This window comes from Burkholderia lata (assembly GCF_000012945.1).
GTDB classification, from domain to species: domain Bacteria; phylum Pseudomonadota; class Gammaproteobacteria; order Burkholderiales; family Burkholderiaceae; genus Burkholderia; species Burkholderia lata.
In genome coordinates this window covers 2,112,565-2,137,654 of the sequence record NC_007511.1, presented here as the reverse complement: position 1 = coordinate 2,137,654, position 25,090 = coordinate 2,112,565, and the positions used below count along the sequence as shown (strand labels likewise).

The following is a 25,090-nucleotide window of genomic DNA, read 5'->3' as shown; positions in this document are numbered from 1 at the left end:
GCCCAGCAAAATGACCAAGCAGCATCCGTTCCCGATGTTTCGTCCGCGCGCGTGTTTCGTCGCGCTCGCCGGCGCGTTCGCGCTGTCGGCCGCGGTGCCCGCATTCGCGCAGCAGACCGCGGTGATGGCGGTGGATTCGACCTTCACGACGATGGACCCGTACGACGCGAACGACACGGTGTCGCAGGCCGTCGTCAAGTCGTTCTACCAGGGGCTGTTCGGCTTCGACAAGGACATGAAGCTCGTCAACGTGCTGGCAACCAGCTACGACGCGAGCCCGGACGCGAAGGTCTACACGATCAAGCTGCGCCAGGGCGTGAAGTTCCACGACGGCACCGATTTCAACGCGGCGGCCGTGAAGGCGAACTTCGACCGCGTGACCGATCCCGCGAACCACCTGAAGCGCTACAACATGTTCCGCGTGATCGAGAAGACCGAAGTGGTCGATCCGTACACGGTGAAGATCACGCTGCGCGAGCCGTTCTCGGCGCTGATCAACACGCTCGCGCACCCGTCGGCCGTGATGATCTCGCCGGCCGCGCTGAAGAAGTGGGGCCGCGACATCGCGCTGCACCCGGTCGGCACGGGCCCGTTCGAGTTCGTCGAATGGAAGCAGACCGACGACCTGAAGGTGAAGAAGTTCGCCGGCTACTGGAAGAAGGGCTATCCGAAGATCGACGCGATCGACTGGAAGCCGGTGGTCGACAACAACACGCGTGCGGCGCTGATCAAGACGGGCGAAGCCGATTTCGCGTTCCGCATCCCGTTCGAACAGGCAGCCGACCTGAAGGGCAGCCCGAAGGTCGACGTCGTGGAGCGGCCGTCGATCGTGCAGCGCTATGTGTCGCTGAACATGCAGCAGAAGCCGTTCGACAACCCGAAGGTGCGCCAGGCGCTGAACTACGCGGTGAACAAGGAAGCGCTCGCGAAGGTCGCGTTCGCCGGCTTCGCGACGCCGTCCACCGGCGTGGTGCCGCAGGGTGTCGACTACGCGACGAAGCTGGGCCCGTGGCCGTACGACCCGGCGAAGGCGCGCGCGCTGCTGAAGGAAGCCGGCTATCCGAACGGCTTCGAGACGACGCTGTGGTCCGCGTATAACAACTCGACGTCGCAGAAGGCGATCCAGTTCGTGCAGCAGCAGCTCGCGCAGGTCGGCGTGAAGGTGCAGGTGCAGGCGCTGGAAGCCGGCGAGCGCGTCGCGAAGGTCGAGAGCGCGCCGGACCCGGCGAAGGCGCCGGTGCGGATGTACTACATCGGCTGGTCGTCGTCGACGGGCGAGGCGAACTGGGCGATCACGCCGCTGCTCGCCGGCGCGTCGGCACCGCCGAAGTTGCTGAACACCGCGTACTACAAGAACGACACGGTCGACGGCGATCTTTCGAAGGCACTGGAGACGGTCGACCGCGCGAAGAAGACCGAGCTCTACACCGATGCGCAGAAGCAGATCTGGACCGATGCGCCGTGGATCTTCCTCGTGCAGGAGAAGATCGTGTATGCGCGCAGCAAGCGGCTGCAGGGCGCGTACGTGATGCCGGACGGCTCGTTCAACTTCGACGAAATCTCGCTGAAATGACAGTGGTGATGACGGCGGCTCGTCCGCCACGCGGTGCCGGCGGCGCGAGCCGCCGGCACGCTGATTCGATCGGTGCCCCATGCTGAATTTTCTCGTCAAACGCCTGTTCGGCCTGCTACCCACGCTCGCGATCGTCGCGGTGCTGGTGTTCCTGTTCGTCCACCTGCTTCCGGGTGACCCGGCGCGGCTCGCGGCCGGGCCCGAAGCCGACGATGCGACGGTCGCGCTGGTGCGCACCGATCTCGGCCTCGACCAGCCGCTGCCCGCGCAGTTCGTGAACTTCTTCGTGAAGATCGCGCACGGCGACTTCGGCCTGTCGACCCGCAGCAAGCGGCCGGTCTCGACCGAGATCGGCGAACGCTTCATGCCGACGCTGATGCTGACGCTCGTCAGCATGGTGTGGGCGACGGCGTTCGGGATGGCGATCGGCATTGCGTCGGCGGTGTGGCGCAACCGCTGGCCCGACCGCCTCGGCATGACGCTCGCGGTGTCGGGCATCTCGTTTCCCGCGTTCGCGCTCGGCATGCTGCTGATGGAAATCTTCTCGGTGAAGCTCGGCTGGCTGCCGGTCGTGCCGGACGGCTCGTGGAAGAGCTACGTGCTGCCGTCGCTTACGCTCGGCGCCGCGGTTGCGGCCGTGATGGCACGCTTCACGCGCGCGTCGTTCGTCGAGGTGCTGAACGAGGATTTCGTGCGTACCGCCCGTGCGAAGGGCGTGCGCGAGCCGATGGTGGTGCTCAAGCACTGCCTGCGCAACGCGATGATCCCGGTCGTCACGATGATGGGGCTGCAGTTCGGCTTCCTGCTCGGCGGCTCGATCGTCGTCGAGGTCGTGTTCAACTGGCCGGGGCTCGGCCGCCTGCTCGTCGACGCGGTGACGATGCGCGACTACCCCGTGATCCAGGCGATCGTGTTGCTGTTTTCGCTCGAGTTCATCCTGATCAACCTGACCGTCGACGTGCTGTACGCGGTCATCAACCCGACCATCCGGTTCAAGTGAGGCGCGCATGAACGCGACAGTCCAGACCGCGGCGCCGGCCGCACCGACCGCGATCCGCACGCCGTGGCGCGAATTCTGGCGCAAGTTCCGCAAGCAGACCGTCGCGCTCGTCGCGGGCGGCTTCGTGCTGGCGCTTGTCGTGCTGGCGTTCGTCGGCCCGCACATCGTGCCGTTCGATCCGGAGAACTATTTCGACTACGACGCGTTGAACGCGGCGCCGTCGGCCGTGCACTGGTTCGGCGTCGATTCGCTCGGCCGCGACATCTTCAGCCGGATCATCGCGGGCACGCGCATCTCGCTCGCGGCCGGCTTTTTCTCGGTCGCGCTCGGCGCGGTGATCGGCACGTTCTTCGGGCTGCTCGCCGGCTACTACGAAGGCTGGTGGGACCGCATCACGATGCGCGTGGCCGACGTGCTGTTCGCGTTCCCGGGCATCCTGCTCGCGATCGGCGTGGTCGCGATCCTCGGCAACGGGATGATCAACGTGATCTGCGCGGTCGCGATCTTCAGCATCCCGGCGTTCGCGCGGCTCGTGCGCGGCAACACGCTGATGCTGAAGCACATGACCTATGTCGAGGCCGCGCGCAGCATCGGCGCGTCGGACTGGACGATCATCATGCGGCACATCCTGCCGGGCACCGTGTCGTCGGTCGTCGTCTACTTCACGATGCGGATCGGCACGTCGATCATCACGGCCGCGAGCCTGTCGTTCCTCGGGCTCGGCGCGCAGCCGCCGACGCCGGAGTGGGGCGCGATGCTCAACGAGGCGCGCGCGGACATGGTGACGGCGCCGCACATCGCGATCTTCCCGAGCCTCGCGATCTTCCTGACGGTGCTCGCGTTCAACCTGCTCGGCGACGGGCTGCGCGACGCGCTCGATCCGAAGCTGGAGCGCCGCTGATGCGCATCGCACCCATGTGGACGGCAACGCTGCCGGCCGGGCCGCGCGGCACGATCGCCGACGTGCCGGGCGTGACGGTCGGCCATTGCACGCTCGATGCGGGCAACGTGCAAACGGGCGTGACCGTCGTGAAGCCGCATCCGGGCGACGTGTACCGCAGTAAGGTGCCGGCGGGGGCTGCCGTGATCAACGGCTTCGGCAAGAGCGTCGGGCTCGTGCAGGTCGACGAGCTCGGCACGCTCGATACGCCGATCGCGCTGACCAATACGTTCGGCGTCGGCGCGGTCGCGCAGGCGCAGATTCGCGCGGCGATCGCGGCCAATCCGCAAGTCGGCCGCGACTGGTCGACCGTCAACCCGCTCGTGTTCGAGTGCAACGACGGCTATCTGAACGATATCCAGGCGTTCGCGGTCACGGCCGCGCATTACGACGACGCGTGCCGCGCGGCATCGCGTGACGTCGCACGTGGCGCGGTGGGCGCTGGGCGCGGGATGTCGAGCTTCGACCTGAAAGGCGGGATCGGTTCGGCGTCGCGTGTCGCTGTTGCGGCCGGGCGGCCCTATACGGTCGGCGCGCTCGTGCTCGCGAATTTCGGCCGGCTGCCGATGTTGACGCTCGGCGGCGTGCCGGTCGGGCAGATCGTCGCGCAACGGCGCGCAGCCGAGGCCGCGCATGCGGCACCGCCCGAGCAGGGCTCGATCATCCTGTTGCTGGCCACCGACGCGCCGCTCGATGCACGGCAACTGTCGCGGCTCGCGCGTCGCGCGGGTGCGGGGCTGGCCCGCACGGGCTCGGTTTACGGGCACGGCAGCGGCGACATCGCGCTCGCATTTTCCACCGCATACACGATCGCGCACGACGCATCGACCATCGCGCTGCCGGCCCTCGTCGCCGATGCGGCGCTCGATCCGCTGTTCATGGCCGCGGCCGAAAGTGTCGAGCACGCCATTGCCGACGCGCTGCTGCAGGCCGTGACGGTGGCCGGGCGCGACGGCCACGTGCGGCAATCGCTGCGCGACGCGGTGCCCGATCTCGATCGCCTGTTCAACGAAGGCCACGAAGGACGTCTTACCCAGTCATGAAGATCCTGATTTCGACCGACATCGAAGGTGTTGCCGGCGTATTCGCCACCGAGCAGACGCGTGCCGGCAATCCGGAATACGAGCGTGCGCGCCGCTGGATGACCGCCGAGGCGAACGCGGCGATCGAAGGCGCGTTCATGGGCAGCGCGCAGGCCGTGTGGGTCAACGATTCGCATGGCGGCTTCCGCAACCTGCTGCCCGACGGGCTCGATGCGCGTGCGCGCGTCGTGCTCGGCAAGCCGCGCACGCTCGGGATGATGACGGGCCTCGAACAGCAGCCCGACCTCGTGTTCATGATCGGCTATCACGCGAAGTCGCAGACACGCGGCATCCTTGCGCACACGATCAACAGCTTCGCGTTCACGCAGGTGTGGCTGAACGGCGTCGAGCTTGGCGAAGCCGGGCTGTACGGTGCGTTGGCGCGGGAATACGGTGCGCACGTCGCGCTGGCCACGGGCGACGACGTGTTCGCCGAGGAAACCCGGCCGCTGTTTCCGGATGCGCATTTCGAGGCGGTCAAGACGGCCGGCGGCGCATCGAGCGGCGATACGCTCACGCCCGCCGCGTCATGTGCGCGGATCGCAACGGCTGCGCGCGAAGCGGTTTCGCACGCACTGTCGGCAGGCGTGCGCGCCGGTGCCCATCGGCCTGCGCCGGCCACTTGCACGCTGCGCGTGCAGACGGCGGCGCTGGCCGACCTGTTCTGCGTGCTGCCGTCGCTGGAGCGCGTCGACGCGGTAACGCTGCGCTTCGACGGGCCTTCGGTCGAGCATGTGGTGCGCACGCTGAACAGTTTGTCGGCGATGTCGTTCATGTTGCGGTGATGCGCGTTGCCACCGTGCTGCTTGCGCGCCGCGCGTCGTCAGTGGTTGCCGACGGGGTTTGCCGTCACCGCGAGCAGGAACGCCTCCATCGCCGCGACCAGCGCGAGCGGCGTCTCGTTCATTGGATAGTGGCCCGCATTGCGCAGCACGTCGACGGTGGCGAGCGGATAACGCCGCAGGTAGGTGCGGGCCATCAGTGCCGCGTCGAACGCCGGATCGTGCTCGCCGATCAGCACTTTCACCGGATGGATGCCGGCGATCTCGTTGCTGAAATCCGTATCGGCCCATGCGCGGAAGTACGCGCCGAACGCCGGCGGCGACGAACGGGCTGCCGAATACGCCGCTTTCCACTCGATCCAGGCGGCGGGCAGCCGGCCGCCGGTGCTGCGATCGATGATGGTTCGGCGATCGGTGACGTGGTCCGCGGCGCGCGCGAATAGCGCGCGTTTCTCCGCGTCGAACGGCAGGCCGCCGCACGGCACGGGCGTGATCGGTACCAGAGCGCGCACCCGCCTGGGTGCGATGACGGCGATTCTCTCGGCCGCCATCGCGCCCATCGAATGGCCGACGACGCTGAAGGTCGCGAAACCGAGCGTGTCGGCCAGCGCAAGTGCGTCGGCGGCGATCTCGTCGATCGTGTAGTGGCCCGCTGCGTCGCGCATGCGGCCGTAACCGCGGTAGTCCATGAAGACATAGCTGAAGTGTTCACGCGACAGCCACGCTTCGACGGGTTCGAACGCGTGAGCGTCGCCGAACCAGCCGGGTAGTACAAGAACAGGGTGGGGGCCGTCCCCCACGCGATGAAACGTATTCGGCATGTCCGCTCCGATGCAGTGGTAATCCGGCCGATCAGGCCGACGGGTCCTGCGGCCGTCAGGTCGCGCAAGGGTGGAGCGGATCGTAGATCACGCGAAGGAGACCCGCCTTCGATATCGGGTCATTGATGATGGAATTCGGGCCGTGAGAAATACGCTGCTAGATCCCTACGAAAATATTCCCAGGAGCGTGGTCGTGACCGCGAACGACTATGCGGCGGGCACGACGTTTCCGGAGCACGCGCACGGGCGCGGGCAATTCGCGTTCGCGTCGCGCGGCACGATCAGCGTGTCGACGCCGCACGGGCGCTGGCTGGTGCCGCCGCAGCGCGCGTGCTGGGTGCCGGCAGGCGTGCGGCACGAAATGACGATGACCGGGCCGGTCACGATGCTCAACACGTTCGTGTCCGGCGACGCCGCGCAGGAGGCGGGCTTGCCCGAGCAGTGCGGTGTCTATGGCGTGTCCGCGCTTCTGCGCCAACTGATCGACGATGCGATCGACCTGCCGGCGCTGTACGACGTCGACGGGCGCGCGGGCAAGCTGATGGCGTTGCTGGTCGCGGAAATCGCGACGATGCCGCGCCTGTCGCTGCATGCGCCGCTGCCGGCCGACGCCCGGCTGGCGAAGGTGTGCCGGCACCTGCTCGCGTCGCCGTCGATCGCGGCCGATCTCGACCAGGTGGCCGCCGATGCAGGCGTGAGCCGCCGCACGTTCACGCGGCAGTTTCGCGCGCAGACAGGCGTGAGTTTTGCTGCATGGCGCCAACAGGTGTGCATGCTCTCGGCGATCGCGCGCCTGAGCGACGGGCAGCCGGTCACGCGCGTCGCGCTCGATCTCGGGTACGCGAGCGCCAGCGCGTTCACGTCGGCGTTTCGCCGCATTCTGGGCGATACGCCGAGCCGCTATCTGGAGATTCGGCGCTAACCGGAAGGAATCGGCGCACGCCACACCGGTGCGCCGGTTGCCGCAAAAAAATACGCGCCTGCCAACTTCGGTCAGACGCGTTTAAAGGCACTCGGTCAGAAAAAAATGTGCGCACGGCCTGCCGGGCGGTGTCGCGTATTACATGCGTAATTGTTGCCGATTCGGATTTAATCTCGTTGGTGCGTTGCGGATAACGAAGAATACGCCGCATAACGCGCAAACGATATCCTGCTGGATCGACGAGTTATGTGCAGTCGCAGCATGCGTTTCAATCGAGCGTTCGATTCAGGAGATGGAGGCATGTGACAACGGGTATGGGCACCCGTGATCCGGCGCGACGCGCCGCAGCATCGAATGATGGCGACGGGCACGAAAAACGCCGCGTGGTGCGATGCCTGTTGGTATCGCGCCACGCGGCGTCGGGGTAGCGGGCGGAGCCGGCGTATGCCGGCTCGCGCGTCACACGTCGAAGAACACGGTTTCGTCCGGCCCCTGCATGCGGATGTCGAAACGGTAGACGACCGGTCGGCCCGGCTGCGCGTCGCGTTTCGCGACGAGCGTCGCGCGGCGTTCGGCCGGCACGGCGTTCAGCACGGGGTCGGCTGCGTTCGCGGCGGCTTCGTCGTCGAAGTACACGCGCGTGAACGCGTGGGTGAGGATCCCGCGCATCATCACGGTCACGTTGATGTGCGGCGCTTCGTCGGCGGCGAGGCGGCCCGGCTTCACCGTCTCGACGACGAAGCGCTGCTGCGCATCGGTGCCGGTGCCGACTCGCGCGAAGCCCGTGAAGCCGGATTTCGCGATGTCGTCGCGCGACGCGGGGTAGCGGCCCGCGCCGTCCACCTGCGTGAATTCGAGCACCGCGTCGCCGACGACGTTGCCGTCACCGTCGAACACCTGGCCGACCAGCAGCACGTGCTCGCCTTCGGCGTGCGCCGCGGCGATCGTCGGCGTGAACAGGCTCTTCAGGTCGTAGTCGTATTGCTGCGGGCACAGGCCGTATGCGAAGTACGGGCCGACCGTCTGCGAAGGGGTTTGCTTCAGCGTCGTCATGGTTCAGCGCTCCATCGGGGTAGCGTCGCGGCCGCGCAGCACGATGTCGAATTCGTAGCCGAGCGCATAGCCTTCTTCGGTGAGGTCCATCGAGAAGCGCGAGATCAGGCGATCGCGCGCAGCCTCGGGCGTGCCCTGGAAGATCGGGTCGTACGCGAGCAGCGGGTCGCCGGGGAAGTACATCTGCGTGACGAGACGCGAGCCGAAGTAATCGCCGAACAGCGAGAAGTGGATGTGATTCGGGCGCCATGCGTTCGGATGGTTGCCCCACGGGTACGCGCCGGGCTTGATCGTCAGGAAGCGGTAGCGACCTTCGTCGTCGGTCAGGCAACGGCCGGCGCCGAGGAAGTTCGGGTCGAGCGGTGCGTCGTGCTGGTCGATCTTGTGCACGTAGCGGCCGGCCGCGTTCGCCTGCCACACCTCGACGAGCGTGTTGCGCACGGGCTTGCCGCCTTCGTCGAGCACGCGGCCGGTGACGACCATGCGCTCGCCGAGCGGCTCGCCGTTCTTCACGGCATTCTTCGTCAGGTCATGGTCGAGCGCGCCGAGATCTTCGGCGCCGTAGACGGGCGCGTACTGGTCGCGCAGCTTCTCCTTCAGCGGGATCAGCGGGCGCGTCGGGCCGCGCTTCACGGACGAACGGTATTCGGGGTGGACATAGGCCGGATGCGATGGCCAGTCGCGCGGCGTGAGGATCGTGGGGGAATCCATCGGGCGTCTCCTGATAGGTATTTCGCGAAGGGGATGGCACGACTTTAGCCAATCCGGAAAGTTATGCAAAATGACCTTTTTTCGCGAATCGCATAACTGTTCGTTATGTTTGACGCACCAATGAAAATTCCGCCGGACAGGATGCCTGTCCGGCGGAAAAAGCGATCGGGCTTCGCGTCGTCGGTGACGACCCCGTGCACGGCCCTCCAGCCAGCCCGTCGCTGCTTTTTTGTGTTGTCGTTATTGTTGTTATCCGGTCTCCCTGAGCGCCTGTTATGACTGGCGGCCGGGATCGAACACGATCCCGTCGAATTCGAGTGACAGCGTGCCGCTGCGCAGCAGTGCGGCCGGTGTCGCATCCCGGTCGACCCCGAGCACGTCGCTCACGTAATCGGCGCAGAACCCGCGCCGCGTCCGCACGTTGAAACGGTTGCCGAGCAGCGCGTCGATCCGCCGTTCAGCCGTTGAATGAATCTGGCGCTGCGCATCGGTGGTCGGTGCCGCGACGCGACGGGCAAGCGCGATGCGTCCGCCGTCGGTCCGGGCGACGAAGCGCGACAGCGGCGTCAGCTTCGTCCACGCAAACGCGGCTTCGGCGATCAAGGGCTCGTCGCCCGACGTATCGACGACGATGCCGAAGCGATTGGCCCACGTACCCGCCGAGCTCGTCGTGCCTGCTGCATCGCGCGGTGCATTCGCCGGTACGCGGATGAACACGAGATCCCCGACGTGCGCGCTGGCGGCCAGCGTGCGGACCGTGGCGAGCGGCATCGTGCGATCGGTGTCGCGGGCATCGCGCGGGGCGGTGCGATGCGATTCGTAGGCAGCGGTTTCGGTTCGGGTGGTCATTTCGGCTCCGTCGTTCGGTGACAGCACGGAGCGGATTATGCAGACAAGTATCCGAAAGTGTTCATCTGCATGCGCAGGTAGCCTAATATCTGACCTTGAGCATCATTTTTCGATACCAAAATGACTGAAACCGCCCAACTGATCGAAATGCTGAAGCGCCAGCTGAAGGCGCAGGGCATGACCTACCGCGACGTCGCGCGTGCGCTCGACGTTTCCGAGACCAGCGTGAAGCGGCTGTTCGCCAGCGGCCGCTTTACGCTGGAGCGCGTTGTCGAGATCGCTCAGCTGCTCGGCTATACGCTGGCCGAGCTCGTGCAGGAGGCGTCCGCATCGGCGCCGAGGCTGCACGTGCTAACCGAGCAGCAGGAGGCACTGCTCGTGTCGGACGACAAACTGCTGCTCGTCGCCGTCTGCGCGATCAACTACTGGACCGTGCAGGACATCGTGTCGGCCTATCAGGTGACGAAGGCCGAGTGCGTCAAATATCTGCTGATGCTCGACCGGATGAACGTCGTCGCGCTGTTGCCGGGCGACCGGATTCGCGTGCGCGTCGCGCGCGATTTCGACTGGCTGCCGGGCGGGCCGATCCGCCGGTACTTCCATGCGCACGCGCTTGGCGATTTCCTCGACAGCCGCTTCGACGGGGAAGGCGAGACGATGACGTTCTCGCAGGGGATGCTGACGGAGGCTGCCTCCGCGGAGCTCGAACTGGAGCTGCGCCGGCTGCGCAGCAAGGCGGCCGCGCTGCATGCGGAATCGTCGTCCGCACCGCTCGCGCAGAAGCACGGCACCAGCTTGCTGATCGCGAAGCGGATGTGGGAGCCGGCCGGTTTCCAGGCACTGCGGCGTCATGCGTGACGCATCGTCGAGTGCTTGGGGCTATCCGGAAAGTTATGCAAAATGGCATTTCATCGTCAATCGCATAACCACCCGTTATGAATAACCGTATCGCCGACGGCCGCGTCAAGTTCCGGCACTTGCAATGTTTTCTCGCGGTCGCGCAGCTGGGCGGCGTGCAGAAGGCGGCCGAGAGCCTGTCGATCACGCAGCCGGCTGTTTCGAAGACGATCGCCGAGCTGGAGGCGATCCTCGGCGTGAAGCTGTTCGAGCGCGGCCGGCAGGGCGCGCAGCCGACTCGCGAGGCGCAATTGTTCATGCCGCACGCGAATGCGTGCGTGCTGGCGCTGCGGCAAGGGGTCGGGCTGCTCGCGCGCGAAGGCGGGGCTGCCGCGGCGACGCTGGAAATCGGGATGCTGCCGACTGTCGCGGCGTCGCTCGCGCCCGCGTTGATGAAGGCGCTCGCCGAGCGCTGGCCGCGCGTCGTCGTGCGGATCGCGACGGCCGCGAACGCCGATCTGCTCGAGCGCCTGAAGTCCGGTGCGATCGAGTGCGCGATCGGGCGGCTGTCGGAGCCGGAGCGGATGATCGGGCTCGCGTTCGAGCAGTTGTACAACGAGCCGCTCGTCGCCGTCGTGCGCGCCGGGCATCCGCTGCTCTCGAGCGCGGCGCCGGCGGCCGAGCTTGCGCGCTATCCGGTCGTGCTGCCGCCATTCGGCACGCTGATCCGCCAGTCGGCCGAGCAGCTGCTCGGCGCTTGCGGCGTGCCGCCGCTGGATTCGTTCATCGAGGTGTTGTCGGTATCGGTCGCGCGGGCGCTGGCGCTCGAGAACGACGCGGTCTGGTTCGTGCCGCTCTATGCGGCCGAATACGACCTGTCGGCCGGGGCGCTGGCACGCCTGCCGCTGCCGTCGGCGGGCACCGACGAGCCGGTCGGGCTGGTGCTGCGCACCGATGCGCAGCCGTCGCCGGTCGCGCGAACGCTGATCGACGCCGTGCGCGACATCGCGCGGTCGCGGTTCGGGGAGACGCGTGAGCGCGGGATGTCACGTGCGGCGCGCAAGCCGGTTCGTCGCGACGATTGACCCGGCGGACCGCGCGGCAAGCGCGGCCGACCCCGTTCCCGGCTACTGACTGGATTGGCCATCCGGTCAGTAGCCGACCTCGTGGTGCTTGGCATATCGTACCGATTTTGATACGATTGGTGTCAGGACGATGACGAGACAGCAGATCCAGGTCACGCTCGGCGTGCGGTTCTTCCAGACGGCTCGTGGCAACGAGCCGGTGCGCGAATGGCTGAAGGCGCTCGGGCAAGCGGAGCGAAGGGCGATCGGCGAAGAGATCAAGACCGTTCAACTCGGCTGGCCGCTCGGCATGCCGCTGGTCCGGAAGATGGCGCAGGATCTGTGGGAGATCCGCGTGATGTTGCCGGGGCGGAGCGCCCGCGTGCTGTTTACGGTCGTCGGCGACACGATGGTCTTGCTGCACGGCTTCTTCAAGCAGTCGCGGGCCACGCCGTCGGACGATCTCGATGTCACCGTCGCGCGCCTGAAAGCGCTGATGCGCGCCATCTGAATTCCCCGGTTGCGCCGGAACGCACCGTCTTCGACGGTCAGCCCGCCGGCAACGCCATGCACTGGAGTACCCATGACGACCACGAACAATCCGCATATCGGCAGCGATTTCGATACCTTCCTCGAGGAGGACGGCAATCTCGAAGCGGCCACCGCCACCGCGATCAAGCGGGTGATCGCCTGGCAGATCGGGCAGGAAATGAAGGCGCAGCACATCACGAAAACCGCGATGGCCGCACGGATGAAAACCAGCCGCGCCGCGCTCAACCGTCTGCTCGACGAAACCGACACGAGCCTCACGCTGGCGACGCTCGCGAGCGCGGCCGCCGCGCTCGGCAAACGGCTCAGCTTCGAGCTGGTGCCCGCCTGACGGGCGCGAAGAACCGGCGGACGGCCGAGGCCGCGCTTCTACGCGCGATGCGCACGGCGGAGTGGCCGGCAATCCGGCCGGCGGTTCGGCTATCGGTTCGATCATGATCAGCCCGTGTGTCTCCGCGAGCGGGCAGGTATCGGCCCGCGCGCATCTGCCGGGTCACTGACGCGGCCCGGCCACCTGCAGATAGAGCAGCGCACCGCCCGCGAGCAGCAAAGGGCACAGGATGTACCAGCCGGTCGTCAGGAACAGCCCGGCCACCGCGACCAACGAAATCCATGCACAACGGTAAGCGATGCCGCCACGCGGCAGCAGTTTCAGCGCGGCGGCCGCGCCGAGCCCGTACACCATCACGAAGCATCCGGACGTGACGAGCACGAGCGGCTTCGGCCCGACGTCCGACAGCGTCGTCGCCGCCAGTGCGACCACGGCGAGCAGGGCGATCACGCCGAGGCTGCGGCGCGGGACGCCGCCGACCTGGCTGCCTTGCGCGAGCCACGCGGGCAACGCGCCGTCGCGCCCGAGCGCCGCGCCGAGCTTGGCCGCGCCCGCGAAATACGCGTTCATGGTGCCGAGCGTGAGCAGCAGTGCGGCCACGGCGGCCAGCACCTGCGCATGGCCGCCGATGCCGCCCGCGATCAGTTCGGCGAGCGGCGCACCCGATCCGCCCGCGGTCGGCCCGAGCACCGTCACGCTCGCGGCAGCAACCGACAGATACAGGAACCCGACCACCACGACCGCGATCCCGGCCGAGCGCGGCATGTCGTGCGCGGGCCGGCGGAATTCGGCCGCGAGATGCGTGATCGCTTCCCAGCCGGCGAAACTCCACACGAGCAGCGCGGCCGCCTGGCCGACCGCGAGCCAGCCGTGCGGCGCGAACGGATGCAGGTTCGCGGTGCGCGCATGCGGCGCGGAGGCGAGCACCGCGGCAAGCAGCAGCGTGACGAGCAGTGCCGACAACACGAGCTGCATGCGGCCCGACACGGTGACGCCGAATGCATTCGCGGCCGACACGGTCGCGATCAGCGCGGCAGCCGTGACGATGATCGTCGTGTGCCCGCCGCCCGTGACGGCCGCGACGTATGCGCCGCCGAACATGGCGGCAGCCGGTGCGCCGGCCGGTACCGCGAAGTAGAAGCACCATCCGACGATTGCCGCAGCTTTCGGCCCGAATGCGCGCCGCGCATAGGTCGATACGCCGCCCGCGTCGGGATAGCGCGCGCCGAGTGCGGCGAAGGTGGCCGCGAGCGGCCCGGACAGCACGACCAGCGCAGCCCAGGCGAGCAGCGAGGCCGGGCCCGCGACCTCGGCGGCGAGTGCGGGCAGCGCGATCACGCCGGTGCCGAGCACCGCGCCGATGTAGAGCGCAGCGCCCTGGAAAATCGTCAGCGAGCCCGCGTGATGAGCGGCGGGCGAATCGACATGCGAGGGCATGGACAGCAGTCTCCGGAAGTCTTGTTGTGTTTGAGCGCGGGAGCCCGCGCGGAAAATCGTTCGATGCTACCCGAACGACGACGGCAGCGCGGCCCGGCGATCAGTAGTCCGTGCGGTGTCGCGTGTCAGCCGGTGTCAGCAGTGGCGTGCGAGCCGCAGGCGGGCATCCTCGCGCGCGGCGGGTGACAGTTCGGGTACGTAGTGGAACGCGCCCGAAACCAGCGATGCGACGGGTATGCCGTCGCGGAACAGCACACGATTGCCGGCCAGCGCCGGCACCTTGTCGCCGGGCAGCAGCGTGCCGGCAAGATTCAGCGGATCGGCGCCCGTCACGCACACGTATTGTCCGTCGCCCGGTTGCCGCCGCAGTTCGCGCAGGATCGGAATCGCTTCGGGCAGCGCGAACTGTTCGCCCGCGAGCCCGGCGACGAAGCGTCCGCCGCGAATCTCGCCACGCGCTTCGAGGCGCTGCAGCACCCGCACGAGTTCGCGCCAGCTCGGCAGCCAGTCGGCTTCGCGTTCGAGCAGCCGCCAGAACACGACGCCGTAACGGCGCAGCAGCGTCCATGCGATGTGTTCGAGCGCGTCGGGGTCGGTCGCGGCCTGGCCGCGTTTCGGCAATGGCGTTTCGTCCGGCGGCGCGTGACGCTGCACGAGTGCCCAGCGGCCCGCGTCGTCCATCCCGCCAATCAGCGCACCGCCGCGCCGGGTGCGTGGCGCATAGGTCGCGCTGCGCTTGACGGCGGGCTTCAGCAGCGCACGCAGGCCCGCGTAGCTGTCCGCATTCACGAGGCCGGCCGCCACGAGTTCGCCGAGCGCCTGTTCGAGTTCGACGGGCAGTATATGCAGGTCGTCGAGCAGCGCGTCGAAGAACATCGCACCGTGCGCGGCGAGGGCGTCGCGCACCTGGGCGGCGCGCGCGGACAGCGCCGGTTGCGCATCGGGATCGCGCAGCGCTTGCCATGCGGAGAGGTGGCGGCGCGGCAGCAGCACGATCGGTGTCGTTTTCACGGGGGTGCCGGCGGCGCGCGCCGGTGCGCCGATGCGTGTCCACACGAGCTTGCCCGAGCGGCACAGCTCGTCGAGCCCGCCCGCCATGTAGTCGGTCAGCCGCGCGGGCAGCAGCGCGTCTTCCCACGCACTCGCCGCGGCCTCGTAGCCTTCGAGCTGTTCGACCACGGCCGCGAGTGCATCGCGGCCCGTGCCGCGCGTGTCGGGCGTCAGGTGTTGCCAGTGGAACAGGAAGCGCATGAAATCGGCGCGCTCGACCGGCTCGATCTCGCGGCGCAGCCGCTTCACCGTATAGCGATGAATGCGCGCAAGCAGATGGCGTTCGCACCATTCGTCCGTCGTCGTGCCCGGTGTGAACCGGCCGCGCATCACATAGCCTTCGCGTTCCAGCGCCGCGAGTGCCGTCGCGATCGACGCCGGCGGCAGCCCGAGCGGTGTCGCGATCGAATCGAGGGCCAGCGGGCCGAAGCCGGTGAGCCGCGCGCGGATCACGTCGACGAGTGCGGCATCGGCTTCCCACGGTTGCGCGCAGGCGGCAGGCACCTTGAGCGCCGGCGCAATGCGCGCGTCGGGATGCAGTGCACGCATGCACACGAGCCGTTCGACCGGCACCCACAGCGCGGCACCGCCGGGCGTAACGAGTTTCGTCGCACGGCGGCGTTCGGCGAGTTCCGCGAGCCGGTCGGGCCAGCCTTCGTGTTCGCGTGCTTCGCTGTCGGCGATGCACGCGAGCGTGAGCAGCGCGTCGTGCATTTCGTCGGCGTCGCGCACGAGCGGCCAGGCTTCGTCGCGCACGGCATCGATCGCATCGGCGTCGAGCGCGCCGAGATCGTCGGCCGATTCGGGATCGCTCCAGCGGCGCGACTGCACGGCCTGCGTGCGGCGTTCCTCGAGCGGTGCATCGTCGAGGAACGCGTACGGTTTCGCGTTCAGGATCTCGGCCGCGAGCGGCGACGGCGCGGGCAGGTCGCGCGCGACGAGTTCGATCGCGCCGCTTTCGATCCGGCGCAGCAGCGCAAGCCAGCCGTCGGTATCCATCGCGTCGTGCAGGCAGTCGTCGAGCGTCTGGTCGACGAGCGGGTGATGCGGAATCTCGCGCTCGCCGACGATGTTTTCGAGGCAAGCGACCTGATCGGGGAACACGGTTGCGAGCAGATCCTCGCTCTTCATCCGCTGCAGTTGCGGCGCGGTGCGCTTGCCGCCGGTGAAGCGCGGCAGCGCGAGCGCGGTCGTCGCGTTCCAGCGCCAACGCACGCCGAACATGGGCGCGTCGAGCAGGGCCTGCACCAGCACGTGCTCGGCGCTGGCCGAACGCAGGTAGCGCCACACTTCGTCGAGCGCGAAGCTGTGCGCGAGCGACAGCGACAGGATGATCGCGTCGTCGGTCGCGGCGGCCTGCAGCTCGAAGTTGAAACTGCGGCAGAAGCGCTTGCGCAGCGCGAGCCCCCAGGCACGGTTGATGCGGCTGCCGAACGGCGAATGGATCACGAGCTGCGTGCCGCCCGATTCGTCGAAGAAGCGCTCCATCACGAGCGTGTCCTGCGTCGGCAGCGCGCCGAGCGCCGCGCGGGTGCGGGCGAGGTAATCGGCGATCTGGTGCGCGGCGTCCGGTGACAGGTGCAGATCGTCGACGAGCCAGCGCAACGCCGGCGCGAGGCGGCCTTCGGCGGTGCCGGCGGCAACGGTGTCGTGCCGCAAGTCGATCGACGCGTCGGTATCGACGTTGATCCCGGCCTTTGACTTCGCATTGGCACGGGCTTTGGCGTCGGTCCGGGGCGAGGGCTTTCCGCCAGTCCCAGTCCCGGTCCCGGTCCCGGTCCCGTCGCCGATGCGTTCACGGTCCTTGCCCTGTGCCTGCCGGTCGCCGTCGGCGAACAGTCCGTCCAGCCGTGCGCGCAGCCGGCCGACCGCCGCCGACAGCTCGTCGCTGCGCCCCGGCGCCTCGCCGAGCCAGAACGGGATGTTCGGCGACTGGCCCTGCGCGTCCTCGACACGCACACGGCCCGTTTCCACGCGAATGATCCGGTACGACTGGTTGCCCAGCTGGAACACGTCGCCGGCCAGGCTCTCGATCGCGAAATCCTCGTTGACGGTACCGACCTGAATGCCCTGCGGTTCGAGCAGCACCGCGTAATCGGCCATGTCGGGGATCGTGCCGCCCGACGTGGTGGCGGTCATCATCGCGTTGCGGCGCCCGCGCACGGTGCCGCCAACCACGTCGCGATGCAGGTATGCACCGCGCACGCCACGCCGGCTCGTGAAGCCTTCGGCGAGCATCTTCATCACTTCGTCGAAGCGCTCGCGCGTCAGCCGTGCGTACGGCGCTGCGCGCGTAAAGCTCGCATACAGCGCGTCTTCCTGCCATTCCGTGCACGCCACTTCGGCGACGATTTGCTGCGCGAGCACGTCGAGCGGCGCTTCGGGAATGCGCAGCGCGTCGAGCTCGCCGCGTTGCACGCAATCGAGCAGCGCTGCGCACTCGACGAGTTCGTCGCGCGACAGCGGGAACAGCCGGCCTTTCGGCACACCGCCGACATGGTGCCCCGAACGGCCGACGCGCTGCAGGAACGGAGCGATCCCGCGCGGCGAGCCGACCTGGCAGACGAGATCGACGTCGCCGATATCGATGCCGAGTTCAAGTGATGCGGTGGCGACGAGCAGCTTCAATTCGCCGCGCTTCAGGCGCTGTTCGGCATCGAAGCGGTGTTCCTTCGCAAGACTGCCGTGATGCGCGGCGATCGCTTCCTTGCCGAGCCGGTCGGCGAGGTGGCGCGCCATGCGCTCTGCAGTACGCCGCGTGTTGACGAACACCAGCGTCGTGCGATGCGCGGCCGCGAGGCCGGCGATGCGGTCGTACACCTGTTCCCACACGTCGGTGGCCATCACGGGCTCGAGCGGCACGTTCGGCAGTTCGAGCGCGAGGTCGCGCTCGCGCGTGTGGCCGGTGTCGACGATCGTGCAGTCGCGCGGCGCGTCGGCCGGGCCGCCGACCAGGAAGCGTGCGACCGCGTCGATCGGCTTTTGCGTGGCCGACAGCCCGATACGCGGCAGCGCACGGCCGGCCAGTGCGTCGAGACGCTCGAGCGACAGCGCGAGATGGCTGCCGCGCTTCGATGATGCGAGCGCGTGGATTTCGTCGACGATGACCGAGTGCACGTTCGACAGCATCTGCCGCCCCGACGTGGACGACAGCAGCACGTACAGCGACTCGGGCGTCGTGACGAGGATGTGCGGTGCGCGCTTGCGCAGCGCGGCGCGCTCGGCCTGCGTCGTGTCGCCGGTGCGCACGGCGGTGCGGATCGCCGGCACCGGCAGGCCGAGTTGCGCGAGCGATTCGGCGATGCCGGCCAGCGGCGCGTCGAGGTTCACGTGGATGTCGTTCGACAGCGCTTTCAGCGGGGACACGTACACGACGAGCGTCGCGTCGGGCAGCGTGCCGTCGTGCGCCAGCGCATCGCGCACCAGATCGTCGAGCGCGCACAGGAACGCGGTAAGCGTCTTGCCGGAGCCGGTCGGCGCGGCGACCAGCGTCGAGCGGCCCGCCTTGATGTGCGGCCACGCGAGCGCCTGCGCGCCGGTGGGCGCGGCGAACGTGCGTCGGAACCACGCGGCGACGGCCGGGTGGAACACGTCGAGCGCACTGGCGGCAGGGCGGGTAGCGGTGACGTCCATCGGAGCGTTGAAATGGGGTGCAAGCGCGCGGAGGGCGCGCGCACGAATCGAATCGTCAGTGTGCCAGACGTCGCGCGTGCGTGCCGGGCACGTGTGGCGACGATTCGAATTCAGATGGGGGCCATCACCGCACTTTCAACGAACGGAAAGTTGCATGCGTGTCGGCATGCCGATCGCGTGTCGAATGGCGTCGAATTGCAACTAAACGCGATTCAGCCAGCCGAGCCAGTGCTCGAGCAGCGGCGCACGCGAGCACAGCGACTGCGCGAGCCACAGTGTGCCGCCCCATGCGGCGGCCACGACGATCAGGTCGCAATGCCCGCTCTTCCACAGGTTCAGCGAGTGACGCCGCCAGATCCACGGCACGCCGAGCGGGTTCGGCCAGTCGGCGAGCAGGTGCATCAGGCCGCCGCATGCGAAGCCGAACAGCGGCGCGGCCCACAGCGGATGCGGATGATGAATGAGCCCGTGCCACCCGAGCGCAAACAGCGCGATCCAGCCGATGCCCCAGTGCGTGACGGTGCGATGCGTGATCCACAGGCGGCGCTTGCGGCTCCACCATGCGACTTCGAGCCAGTCGGGCGCGGTGCCGCCCGCGACGCCGGCCACGAATGCGGCGAGCATGCCTGAGTGCCACGGGCCTGTTGCACCGGTTTGTGCGACGAGGACGGCGGCGGCGACACCGGCCGCGATGCCGGACGCATGATGCGCGTTGTGTGATGCCATAGGAAGCGAGACGAAAAAAACGTGAAGCGGTGCGTGCCCGAAAAATGATGCAGCGCGAAAGCGGGGCGCTATCTTCGCAGATCGGCCCGTGCCGCGGGAGGGACGTTTGCAGATTTTTTTGCACGTATCGCGTGGCCTTCCGTGCAGTTCGCAACTTTCGGTTTTTTGTGCGCTGCGTGATGACGTATCCCGCGTGCAATTTCGACCGATCCGCAGACATGTTCGGGAGCAGCTTGACCGCGCACATGATGAATACGCTTTCGCTGCACGCCCCGTGTTCGACCCTTTTTGTCCCCCTATACTACGAAACCGGAGATGGCCGTCGGCGTGCCGGCGACCATGAGCGGAACAGGTGCTTTTCCTGCCTGAAGGAGATCCACATGGGGGACATGCAATGACTACGCTGAATCGCTTCAAATCATCCGCTGTCGTGCTCGCGACAGTGGCCGGCATCGGCTTCCTGCCGAACGCGCCTGTCTATGCGAAGGGGCCGCAGCCCGCAGTCCTGACGAGCTCGGCAGTCGCGGTGGCCGACAAGTACAGCGCAGATGCCGCGGAGCGGATCTTCAAGGAAGGCGGCAACGCGATCGACGCGGCCGTCGCGATCGCATTCACGCTCGCCGTCACGTATCCGGAAGCCGGCAACATCGGCGGTGGCGGCTTCATGACGATCTACAAGGACGGCAAGCCGTACTTCATCGACTACCGCGAGCGCGCGCCGCTCGCCGCGACGAAGGACATGTATCTCGACAAGGACGGCAACGTCGTCAAGGGCATGAGCCTGTACGGCCCGCGCGCGGTCGGCGTGCCGGGCACGGTCGCGGGCATGTGGGAAGCGCAGAAGCGTTTCGGCAAGCTGAAGTGGAAGCAGGTGCTCGCGCCGGCGATCCACTACGCGCGCGATGGCTTCGTCGTCGACGAACAGCTCGCGCAGCGCGGCGTCGACGCATCGAAGGAGTTCGGCGGCAAGACCAACTTCGACAAGTATTTCTCCGGGCTGAAGGCCGGCGTGAACTTCAAGCAGCCGGATCTCGCCGACGTGCTCACGCGCATCGCGAACGACGGCGCGGAAGGGTTCTACAAGGGCAAGACGGCCGAGCTGATCGCCGCGTCGATGAAGACCGGCGACGGCAACGGGCTGATCACCACCGAGGATCTCGCGCAGTACCGCGCGGTGTGGCGCCAGCCGGTGCAGGCGAAGTGGAACGGCTATGACGTGATCACCGCGCCGCCTCCGAGCTCGGGCGGCATCGGCCTCGTGCAGTTGCTGAAGATGAAGGCCGACCTCAAGCAGGACTTCGAGGGCGTGAAGCTCAACTCGCCGCAGTACATCCACCTCGTCGCGGAAATCGAGAAGCGCGTGTTCGCCGATCGTGCGCAGTATCTCGGCGATCCCGATTTCTACAAGGTGCCGATCGCGCAGCTGACCGACGACGCCTACATCGCGAAGCGGGCAGGCGAAGTCAACCCGAAGGAGCCGTCGGATACGAAGAGCGTGCAGCCGGGCCTCGGCACGACGATGCCGGAGAAGGCTGAAACGACGCACTTCTCGGTGGTCGACAAGTGGGGCAACGCAGTGTCGAACACGTACACGATCAACGGCTATTTCGGCTCGGGCGTGATCGCGGACGGCACGGGCATCGTGCTGAACGACGAGATGGACGACTTCTCTGCGAAGCCGGGCGTCGCGAACATGTTCGGCGTGGTCGGCAGCGACGCGAACGCGATCGAACCGAAGAAGCGCCCGCTGTCGTCGATGTCGCCGACGATCATGACCAGGGACGGCAAGGTGTCCCTCGTGATCGGCACGCCGGGCGGCTCGCGCATCTTCACGTCGATCTTCCAGGTGATCAACAACATCTACGACTTCAAGATGCCGTTGAAGGAGGCGGTTGGCGCGATGCGCTTCCATCACCAGCTGCTGCCGCCGAACACGATCTTCTGGGAGCCGTACCACCCGATCGAAGGCGAACTCGCGAAGCAGATCGAGGCGCGCGGCTACACGCTGAAGGGGCAGGATTTCAGCGGCGACATCCAGGTGATCAAGATCGACGGCAAGACGCCGGAGGCGATGGCCGACCCGCGCGGGCGTGGCGTGACGCGGATCATTCACTGACGTGAAGGGGGCGTGCGCAGTTGCGATGGCGGCCGCGCACGCCGTGTTCCGCAGCCGGATCTCGTGCCGCCGGCCGCGGCGCGCACTCAGCCGGTGGTCCGGATGAATTCGGCAATACGTGCCGCGATGGCGTCGGGCGCATCTTCGAAGCAATAGTGCCCGACGCCCGCCAGCCGCTCGACGGGCGCGGACGGAAACAGTGCCGTGAAGAGCGGCAGGAAGTGTTCGGCGCCGAGCGTTCGATCGGCGTCTCCCCAGATCGCGAGCGCGGGTTTTTCGCGTATCGCGCGCAGCGCCGCCGCATCGGGCTCCTCGAACCGGTGCGCGCCGGCGGCAAACCCGCGGGCCCATCCGATCGCGCCGACGCAGTCCTTCGGTTGCGCGAACGGCGCACCGTATGCGGCGATCCACGTGTCGTTGATGATCGCGTGATTTTCGAACCCGTTCAGCTTCAGCGTGCTCAGGATGTTGAAGCCGAGCTGACCGAGCACCGTCTCCAGCGTATCGTCCGCCGCCGCGCGCATGATCCACTGGAACCACGGCGCATCGCGACCGTTCGCGTTCAGGCGGTCGGCCAGATCGGGCTGGCCGAATGGCGTCGGCCCGTTCGCGGACACGATCCGCCGGATGCGATCCGGATGCCGGGCGGCAAGCCCCATGCCGACCGGGCCGCCGAAGTCGTGCAGCACGAGTGTGATGCGATCGAGACCGCGCGCGAGCACGAAGCGCTCCAGGTTGTCGATATGGTCCTGCAGCCAGTAGCTGCGGTCCTGCGGCGTCGCGCTTTTGCCGAATCCCATGTGATCGGGGACAACGACGCGGTGCGTCGGACTCAGCGCGGCAATCAGATGGCGGAACAGATAACCCCACGTGGGTTCGCCATGCAGGCACAGGATGGTTTCGCCGTCGTGCGGACCTTCGTCCACGTAGTGCATCCGGAAGCCGGATGCGTCGTCGAAATGCGGGGCGAATGGAAAGGTGCCGTCGAACGTAGCATCGGACCGGATCATCGAACGCTCCTTCGGTTAGTCGGATAGGTTGGTTTCAAGTTGGAACCGAACTGAAGCGTAGGATATTGGGTTTCAAGTTGCAACCAAAATTGTGGCTGGGCCGCTAGCCGAATGACTGGCGTGCTAGTGTGCGAAGACGTGCCAGAAAGGAACGCAGCCGGAAAGTATTGGTCGGACGTATGAGTTGAAGCGCCAATCAGACCCGAATCGACCAGTCCATTCGTTGATAGCGAACAGTCGGGCCCGGTGCGATTGATCTTTCGTGCGACGAGTTTTATATTGCAACCATTCATTTCAACGGAAACGACCACCGTTCGGCCCGCATTCCGGGAACGGAGTCGCCCCATGCCTCGATGAACAGACGAACCACGCACGAAGATTCCCCCTGCGGCGTTGCCCGCCCGCTGGACGCGATCGGCGACTGGTGGTCGTTGCTGATCGTCCGCGATGCGTTCGACGGGCTACGTCGTTTCGGTGAATTCCAGAAGAACCTCGGGCTGGCCAAGAACATCCTGGCTGCGCGCCTGCGCAACCTGGTCGCGCACGGGATCATGGACATCGTGCCGGCCGCGGACGGCGGCGCGCATCACGAATACGTGCTGACCGAGAAAGGGCGCGGCCTGTTTCCGCTGCTCGTCGCGCTGCGGCAGTGGGGCGAGGATTTCTTCTTCGAACCGGACGAGGCGCACGTGCTGCTCGTGGACCGGAAGGCCGGGTTGCCGGTCAGGAAGCTCGAACTGCGTTCACAGGACGGCCGTGTGCTCGGGCCGGAGGACACGGTCGTGTTGCCGCCGCCGGACTGACGTGCGGCGGTCGCGGCGGTCGCAGCAATCGCGCCCGCGTTACCGTTTCAGCAGCGCGTGCGCGTGCACGATCTGCTCGGCGAGCTGGTTGATCGAGATGCGCCGTTCCATCGCCTGCGAGCGGATCTGCTGGTAGGCCTCTTCCTCGCTGATCGCGTTGTGCTGCATCAGCAGCGTCTTCGCTTCCTGCAGCGTGCGCGCGGACATCACGCGCTGTTCGAGCTGCGCGATGCGGCGCCGGTATTCGTCATGCCGGCGGCTCTGGTGACACGCGAGCGCCATCGCGCTCAACAGGCCGAACGAGCGCACCGGCGTCGTCACCGCGCTCTGCGCATCGATGCGCAGCATCAGTTCGAGGATCGTCGGGCTTTCGTAGGTCGTGACCGCGATGAGCGGCGGCCGTGCGTCGTCTTCCAGCCACGGAATAGACAGATGCAGCAGGTCGGGCCGGACCGCGAGAATCACGAGGTCGACGCTTTCCGGCAACGCGGCGGGCGGCGGCCAGCGCTGCTCGGTCGGGCAGCCGATGCGCGAGAGCTGCTCGACGAGCAGCAGGCCGTTGTCGTCGTCCGGGTAGTACACCATCACGCGCAGCGAGCGCAGTTCAGCGAGCAGGCGCGGCGTCGAGCGGATCGGGGTGCGGGCGCGCATCGTCGGTTACGCCTTCTGTTCGTCGGGCGCGTGCACGCGGTCGCCGAGCGAATGCGTGACGAGGTACGGATCGGGATGCACGCGCCGCGTCGCTTCGCGCACGATCGTGAAATTGCCGTCGGCCGTCGCGCAGCCGATGCGCGGGTAGAGGCACGTATGCTGCGTGAGCCGGTCGATCTTCACGCGCCCCTGCGGCGCGTCGAATTCCGCATCCGCGAGATGTTCGACGAGCCGGTCGCGCTGGTCGGTGCCGGCACGCGCGAGTGCATTGGCGAACAGGTGAACCTGGAAATACGCGGCTTCCCACGGCGCGGACGCACTCGCGTCGTCGCCGAAGCGCGCCTTGAGCTGCGCGATGCAGCGCCGGTTCACGTCCGAATCGATGGTCTGGAAATAGGGCGACGACGTGTAGTGGCCGGCCGCGGCCGCGCCCATCTGGCCGAGCTCGATCTCGGAGGTCGTCAGGCTCGCGATCGGCATCTTGCGTGCATCGAGGCCGGCTTGCGCATACGCGCGGTAGAACGCGGCCGTGCTGTCGCCTACCAGCGTGCTGAACACGAAGTCGGGCGCCTTCGCGCGGATGTCCTCGACCACCGCCGCGAAATCGTGCTCGGACGCGACGAGCGGCATGTACACCTCGCCGAGGATCTGGCCTTCCGGATGCTGCGTGACGAGGTCGATCATGATGCGGTTCGACTCGTACGGGTAGATGTAGTCTGACCCGACCAGGTACACGCGCGCGCCGAACTGCGCGGTCATGAAGGCAGCGAGCTGCACGCTGTTCTGGTTGGGCGCCGCGCCCGTGTAGATCACGTTCGGCGAGAACTCGAAGCCTTCGTAGAGCGTCGGGTAGAACAGCAGCTTGTCCCACTTCTCGACGATCGGAATCAGCGCCTTGCGGCTGCTCGACATGTACGCGCCGAACAGCACGTTCACGCGTTCGGTGGCGATCAGCTCTTCGGCGAGCCGCGCATAGACGGCCGGGTCCGAGCAGGCGTCGCGCACGACGGGCACGATCTCGCAGCCGTTCGCGCCGCCCGCTTCGTTGATCTCGGCGATTGCCTGCAGCGTGCCGCGCAACTGGCTCTGGCCGAGGTGCGACGTGCATCCGCTCTGCGAGAACAATACGCCAACCTTCACACTGTTCATT

General features: G+C 67.3%; 22 protein-coding genes. 12 read left to right on the top strand and 10 right to left on the bottom strand.

All coding sequences use genetic code 11. The features are described from left to right. The first annotated feature begins 10 nt into the window (after nt 1–10). The 5 genes from gsiB (at nt 11) to BCEP18194_RS32070 (ending at nt 5,380) form a co-directional block, all read left to right on the top strand. Complete coding sequence (gene gsiB, locus BCEP18194_RS32090; protein ID WP_011355467.1) at nt 11–1,573, top strand: glutathione ABC transporter substrate-binding protein GsiB; 1,563 nt, start codon at nt 11–13, stop codon at nt 1,571–1,573. 79 nt (nt 1,574–1,652) lie between these two features. Then, nucleotides 1,653–2,573: a glutathione ABC transporter permease GsiC gene (gsiC, locus tag BCEP18194_RS32085; RefSeq protein WP_011355466.1), complete on the top strand. Its 921-nt coding sequence runs from the start codon at nt 1,653–1,655 to the stop codon at nt 2,571–2,573. A 7-nt stretch (nt 2,574–2,580) separates the two neighbouring features. Then, on the top strand, nt 2,581–3,474 hold the full coding sequence (gene gsiD, locus BCEP18194_RS32080; RefSeq protein WP_011355465.1) for a glutathione ABC transporter permease GsiD: 894 nt from the start codon (nt 2,581–2,583) through the stop codon (nt 3,472–3,474). Then, entirely contained in the window at nt 3,474–4,556 is a 1,083-nt protein-coding gene (locus tag BCEP18194_RS32075) for a P1 family peptidase (RefSeq protein ID WP_011355464.1), read from the top strand. The genes gsiD and BCEP18194_RS32075 overlap by 1 nt, the downstream gene beginning before the upstream one ends. Continuing rightward, nucleotides 4,553–5,380: a M55 family metallopeptidase gene (locus tag BCEP18194_RS32070; protein ID WP_011355463.1), complete on the top strand. Its 828-nt coding sequence runs from the start codon at nt 4,553–4,555 to the stop codon at nt 5,378–5,380. Before BCEP18194_RS32075 ends, BCEP18194_RS32070 begins: the two co-directional genes overlap by 4 nt. A gap of 38 nt (nt 5,381–5,418) precedes the next feature. On the opposite strand, the gene BCEP18194_RS32065 is transcribed toward BCEP18194_RS32070, so the two are convergent. Further along, nucleotides 5,419–6,198 (bottom strand): alpha/beta fold hydrolase, encoded by a 780-nt coding sequence (locus BCEP18194_RS32065; RefSeq protein ID WP_011355462.1) that lies wholly within the window; start codon nt 6,196–6,198, stop codon nt 5,419–5,421. Nucleotides 6,199–6,340: 142 nt separating this feature from the next. On the opposite strand from BCEP18194_RS32065, the gene BCEP18194_RS32060 reads away from it, so the two are divergent. After that, entirely contained in the window at nt 6,341–7,120 is a 780-nt protein-coding gene (locus tag BCEP18194_RS32060) for an AraC family transcriptional regulator (protein ID WP_041493327.1), read from the top strand. 459 nt (nt 7,121–7,579) lie between these two features. Here the strand turns inward: BCEP18194_RS32060 and pcaG are convergent, their stop codons facing one another. The 3 genes from pcaG to BCEP18194_RS32045 form a co-directional block, all read right to left on the bottom strand. Beyond that, nucleotides 7,580–8,173 carry a protocatechuate 3,4-dioxygenase subunit alpha gene (gene pcaG / locus BCEP18194_RS32055; RefSeq protein ID WP_011355460.1) on the bottom strand — a complete coding sequence of 198 codons (594 nt, stop codon included), beginning with the start codon at nt 8,171–8,173 and terminating at the stop codon, nt 7,580–7,582. Nucleotides 8,174–8,176: 3 nt separating this feature from the next. Then, nucleotides 8,177–8,884, bottom strand: a complete 708-nt coding sequence (gene pcaH, locus BCEP18194_RS32050) for a protocatechuate 3,4-dioxygenase subunit beta (RefSeq protein WP_011355459.1) — start codon at nt 8,882–8,884, stop codon at nt 8,177–8,179. Nucleotides 8,885–9,157: 273 nt separating this feature from the next. Continuing rightward, complete coding sequence (locus tag BCEP18194_RS32045; protein ID WP_011355458.1) at nt 9,158–9,733, bottom strand: YiiX/YebB-like N1pC/P60 family cysteine hydrolase; 576 nt, start codon at nt 9,731–9,733, stop codon at nt 9,158–9,160. A gap of 120 nt (nt 9,734–9,853) precedes the next feature. On the opposite strand from BCEP18194_RS32045, the gene BCEP18194_RS32040 reads away from it, so the two are divergent. From BCEP18194_RS32040 to BCEP18194_RS32025, 4 genes are all read left to right on the top strand, one after another. Beyond that, nucleotides 9,854–10,591 (top strand): helix-turn-helix domain-containing protein, encoded by a 738-nt coding sequence (locus tag BCEP18194_RS32040; protein ID WP_011355457.1) that lies wholly within the window; start codon nt 9,854–9,856, stop codon nt 10,589–10,591. Between the two features lie 77 nt (nt 10,592–10,668). Beyond that, the gene (gene pcaQ, locus BCEP18194_RS32035; protein ID WP_011355456.1) at nt 10,669–11,655 is read left to right on the top strand and encodes a pca operon transcription factor PcaQ; all 987 of its coding nucleotides are present in this window, start codon (nt 10,669–10,671) and stop codon (nt 11,653–11,655) included. A gap of 130 nt (nt 11,656–11,785) precedes the next feature. Beyond that, complete coding sequence (locus tag BCEP18194_RS32030; protein WP_011355455.1) at nt 11,786–12,145, top strand: type II toxin-antitoxin system RelE/ParE family toxin; 360 nt, start codon at nt 11,786–11,788, stop codon at nt 12,143–12,145. Between the two features lie 72 nt (nt 12,146–12,217). Next, nucleotides 12,218–12,514: an XRE family transcriptional regulator gene (locus tag BCEP18194_RS32025; protein ID WP_011355454.1), complete on the top strand. Its 297-nt coding sequence runs from the start codon at nt 12,218–12,220 to the stop codon at nt 12,512–12,514. 162 nt (nt 12,515–12,676) lie between these two features. Here BCEP18194_RS32025 and BCEP18194_RS32020 read toward each other — a convergent pair whose 3' ends face one another. The 3 genes from BCEP18194_RS32020 to BCEP18194_RS32010 form a co-directional block, all read right to left on the bottom strand. Beyond that, nucleotides 12,677–13,951, bottom strand: a complete 1,275-nt coding sequence (locus tag BCEP18194_RS32020) for an APC family permease (protein ID WP_011355453.1) — start codon at nt 13,949–13,951, stop codon at nt 12,677–12,679. Nucleotides 13,952–14,086: 135 nt separating this feature from the next. Then, nucleotides 14,087–18,634 carry a DEAD/DEAH box helicase gene (locus tag BCEP18194_RS32015; RefSeq protein WP_011355452.1) on the bottom strand — a complete coding sequence of 1,516 codons (4,548 nt, stop codon included), beginning with the start codon at nt 18,632–18,634 and terminating at the stop codon, nt 14,087–14,089. A gap of 201 nt (nt 18,635–18,835) precedes the next feature. Then, entirely contained in the window at nt 18,836–19,360 is a 525-nt protein-coding gene (locus tag BCEP18194_RS32010) for a metal-dependent hydrolase (RefSeq protein ID WP_011355451.1), read from the bottom strand. A 394-nt stretch (nt 19,361–19,754) separates the two neighbouring features. Between BCEP18194_RS32010 and ggt the strand changes: the two genes are divergently transcribed. After that, entirely contained in the window at nt 19,755–21,476 is a 1,722-nt protein-coding gene (gene ggt, locus BCEP18194_RS32000; protein ID WP_011355450.1) for a gamma-glutamyltransferase, read from the top strand. An 86-nt stretch (nt 21,477–21,562) separates the two neighbouring features. Here the strand turns inward: ggt and BCEP18194_RS31995 are convergent, their stop codons facing one another. Continuing rightward, nucleotides 21,563–22,486, bottom strand: a complete 924-nt coding sequence (locus BCEP18194_RS31995; RefSeq protein WP_011355449.1) for an alpha/beta fold hydrolase — start codon at nt 22,484–22,486, stop codon at nt 21,563–21,565. Nucleotides 22,487–22,839: 353 nt separating this feature from the next. Between BCEP18194_RS31995 and BCEP18194_RS31990 the strand changes: the two genes are divergently transcribed. Continuing rightward, complete coding sequence (locus BCEP18194_RS31990; RefSeq protein WP_011355448.1) at nt 22,840–23,289, top strand: winged helix-turn-helix transcriptional regulator; 450 nt, start codon at nt 22,840–22,842, stop codon at nt 23,287–23,289. Nucleotides 23,290–23,328: 39 nt separating this feature from the next. On the opposite strand, the gene BCEP18194_RS31985 is transcribed toward BCEP18194_RS31990, so the two are convergent. Together BCEP18194_RS31985 and BCEP18194_RS31980 are read right to left on the bottom strand one after the other, a co-directional pair. Next, nucleotides 23,329–23,940, bottom strand: coding sequence for an ANTAR domain-containing response regulator (locus tag BCEP18194_RS31985; protein WP_011355447.1), 612 nt, complete (start codon nt 23,938–23,940; stop codon nt 23,329–23,331). 6 nt (nt 23,941–23,946) lie between these two features. Continuing rightward, complete coding sequence (locus BCEP18194_RS31980; RefSeq protein WP_011355446.1) at nt 23,947–25,089, bottom strand: transporter substrate-binding domain-containing protein; 1,143 nt, start codon at nt 25,087–25,089, stop codon at nt 23,947–23,949. Between the last annotated feature and the right edge of the window lies 1 nt (nt 25,090).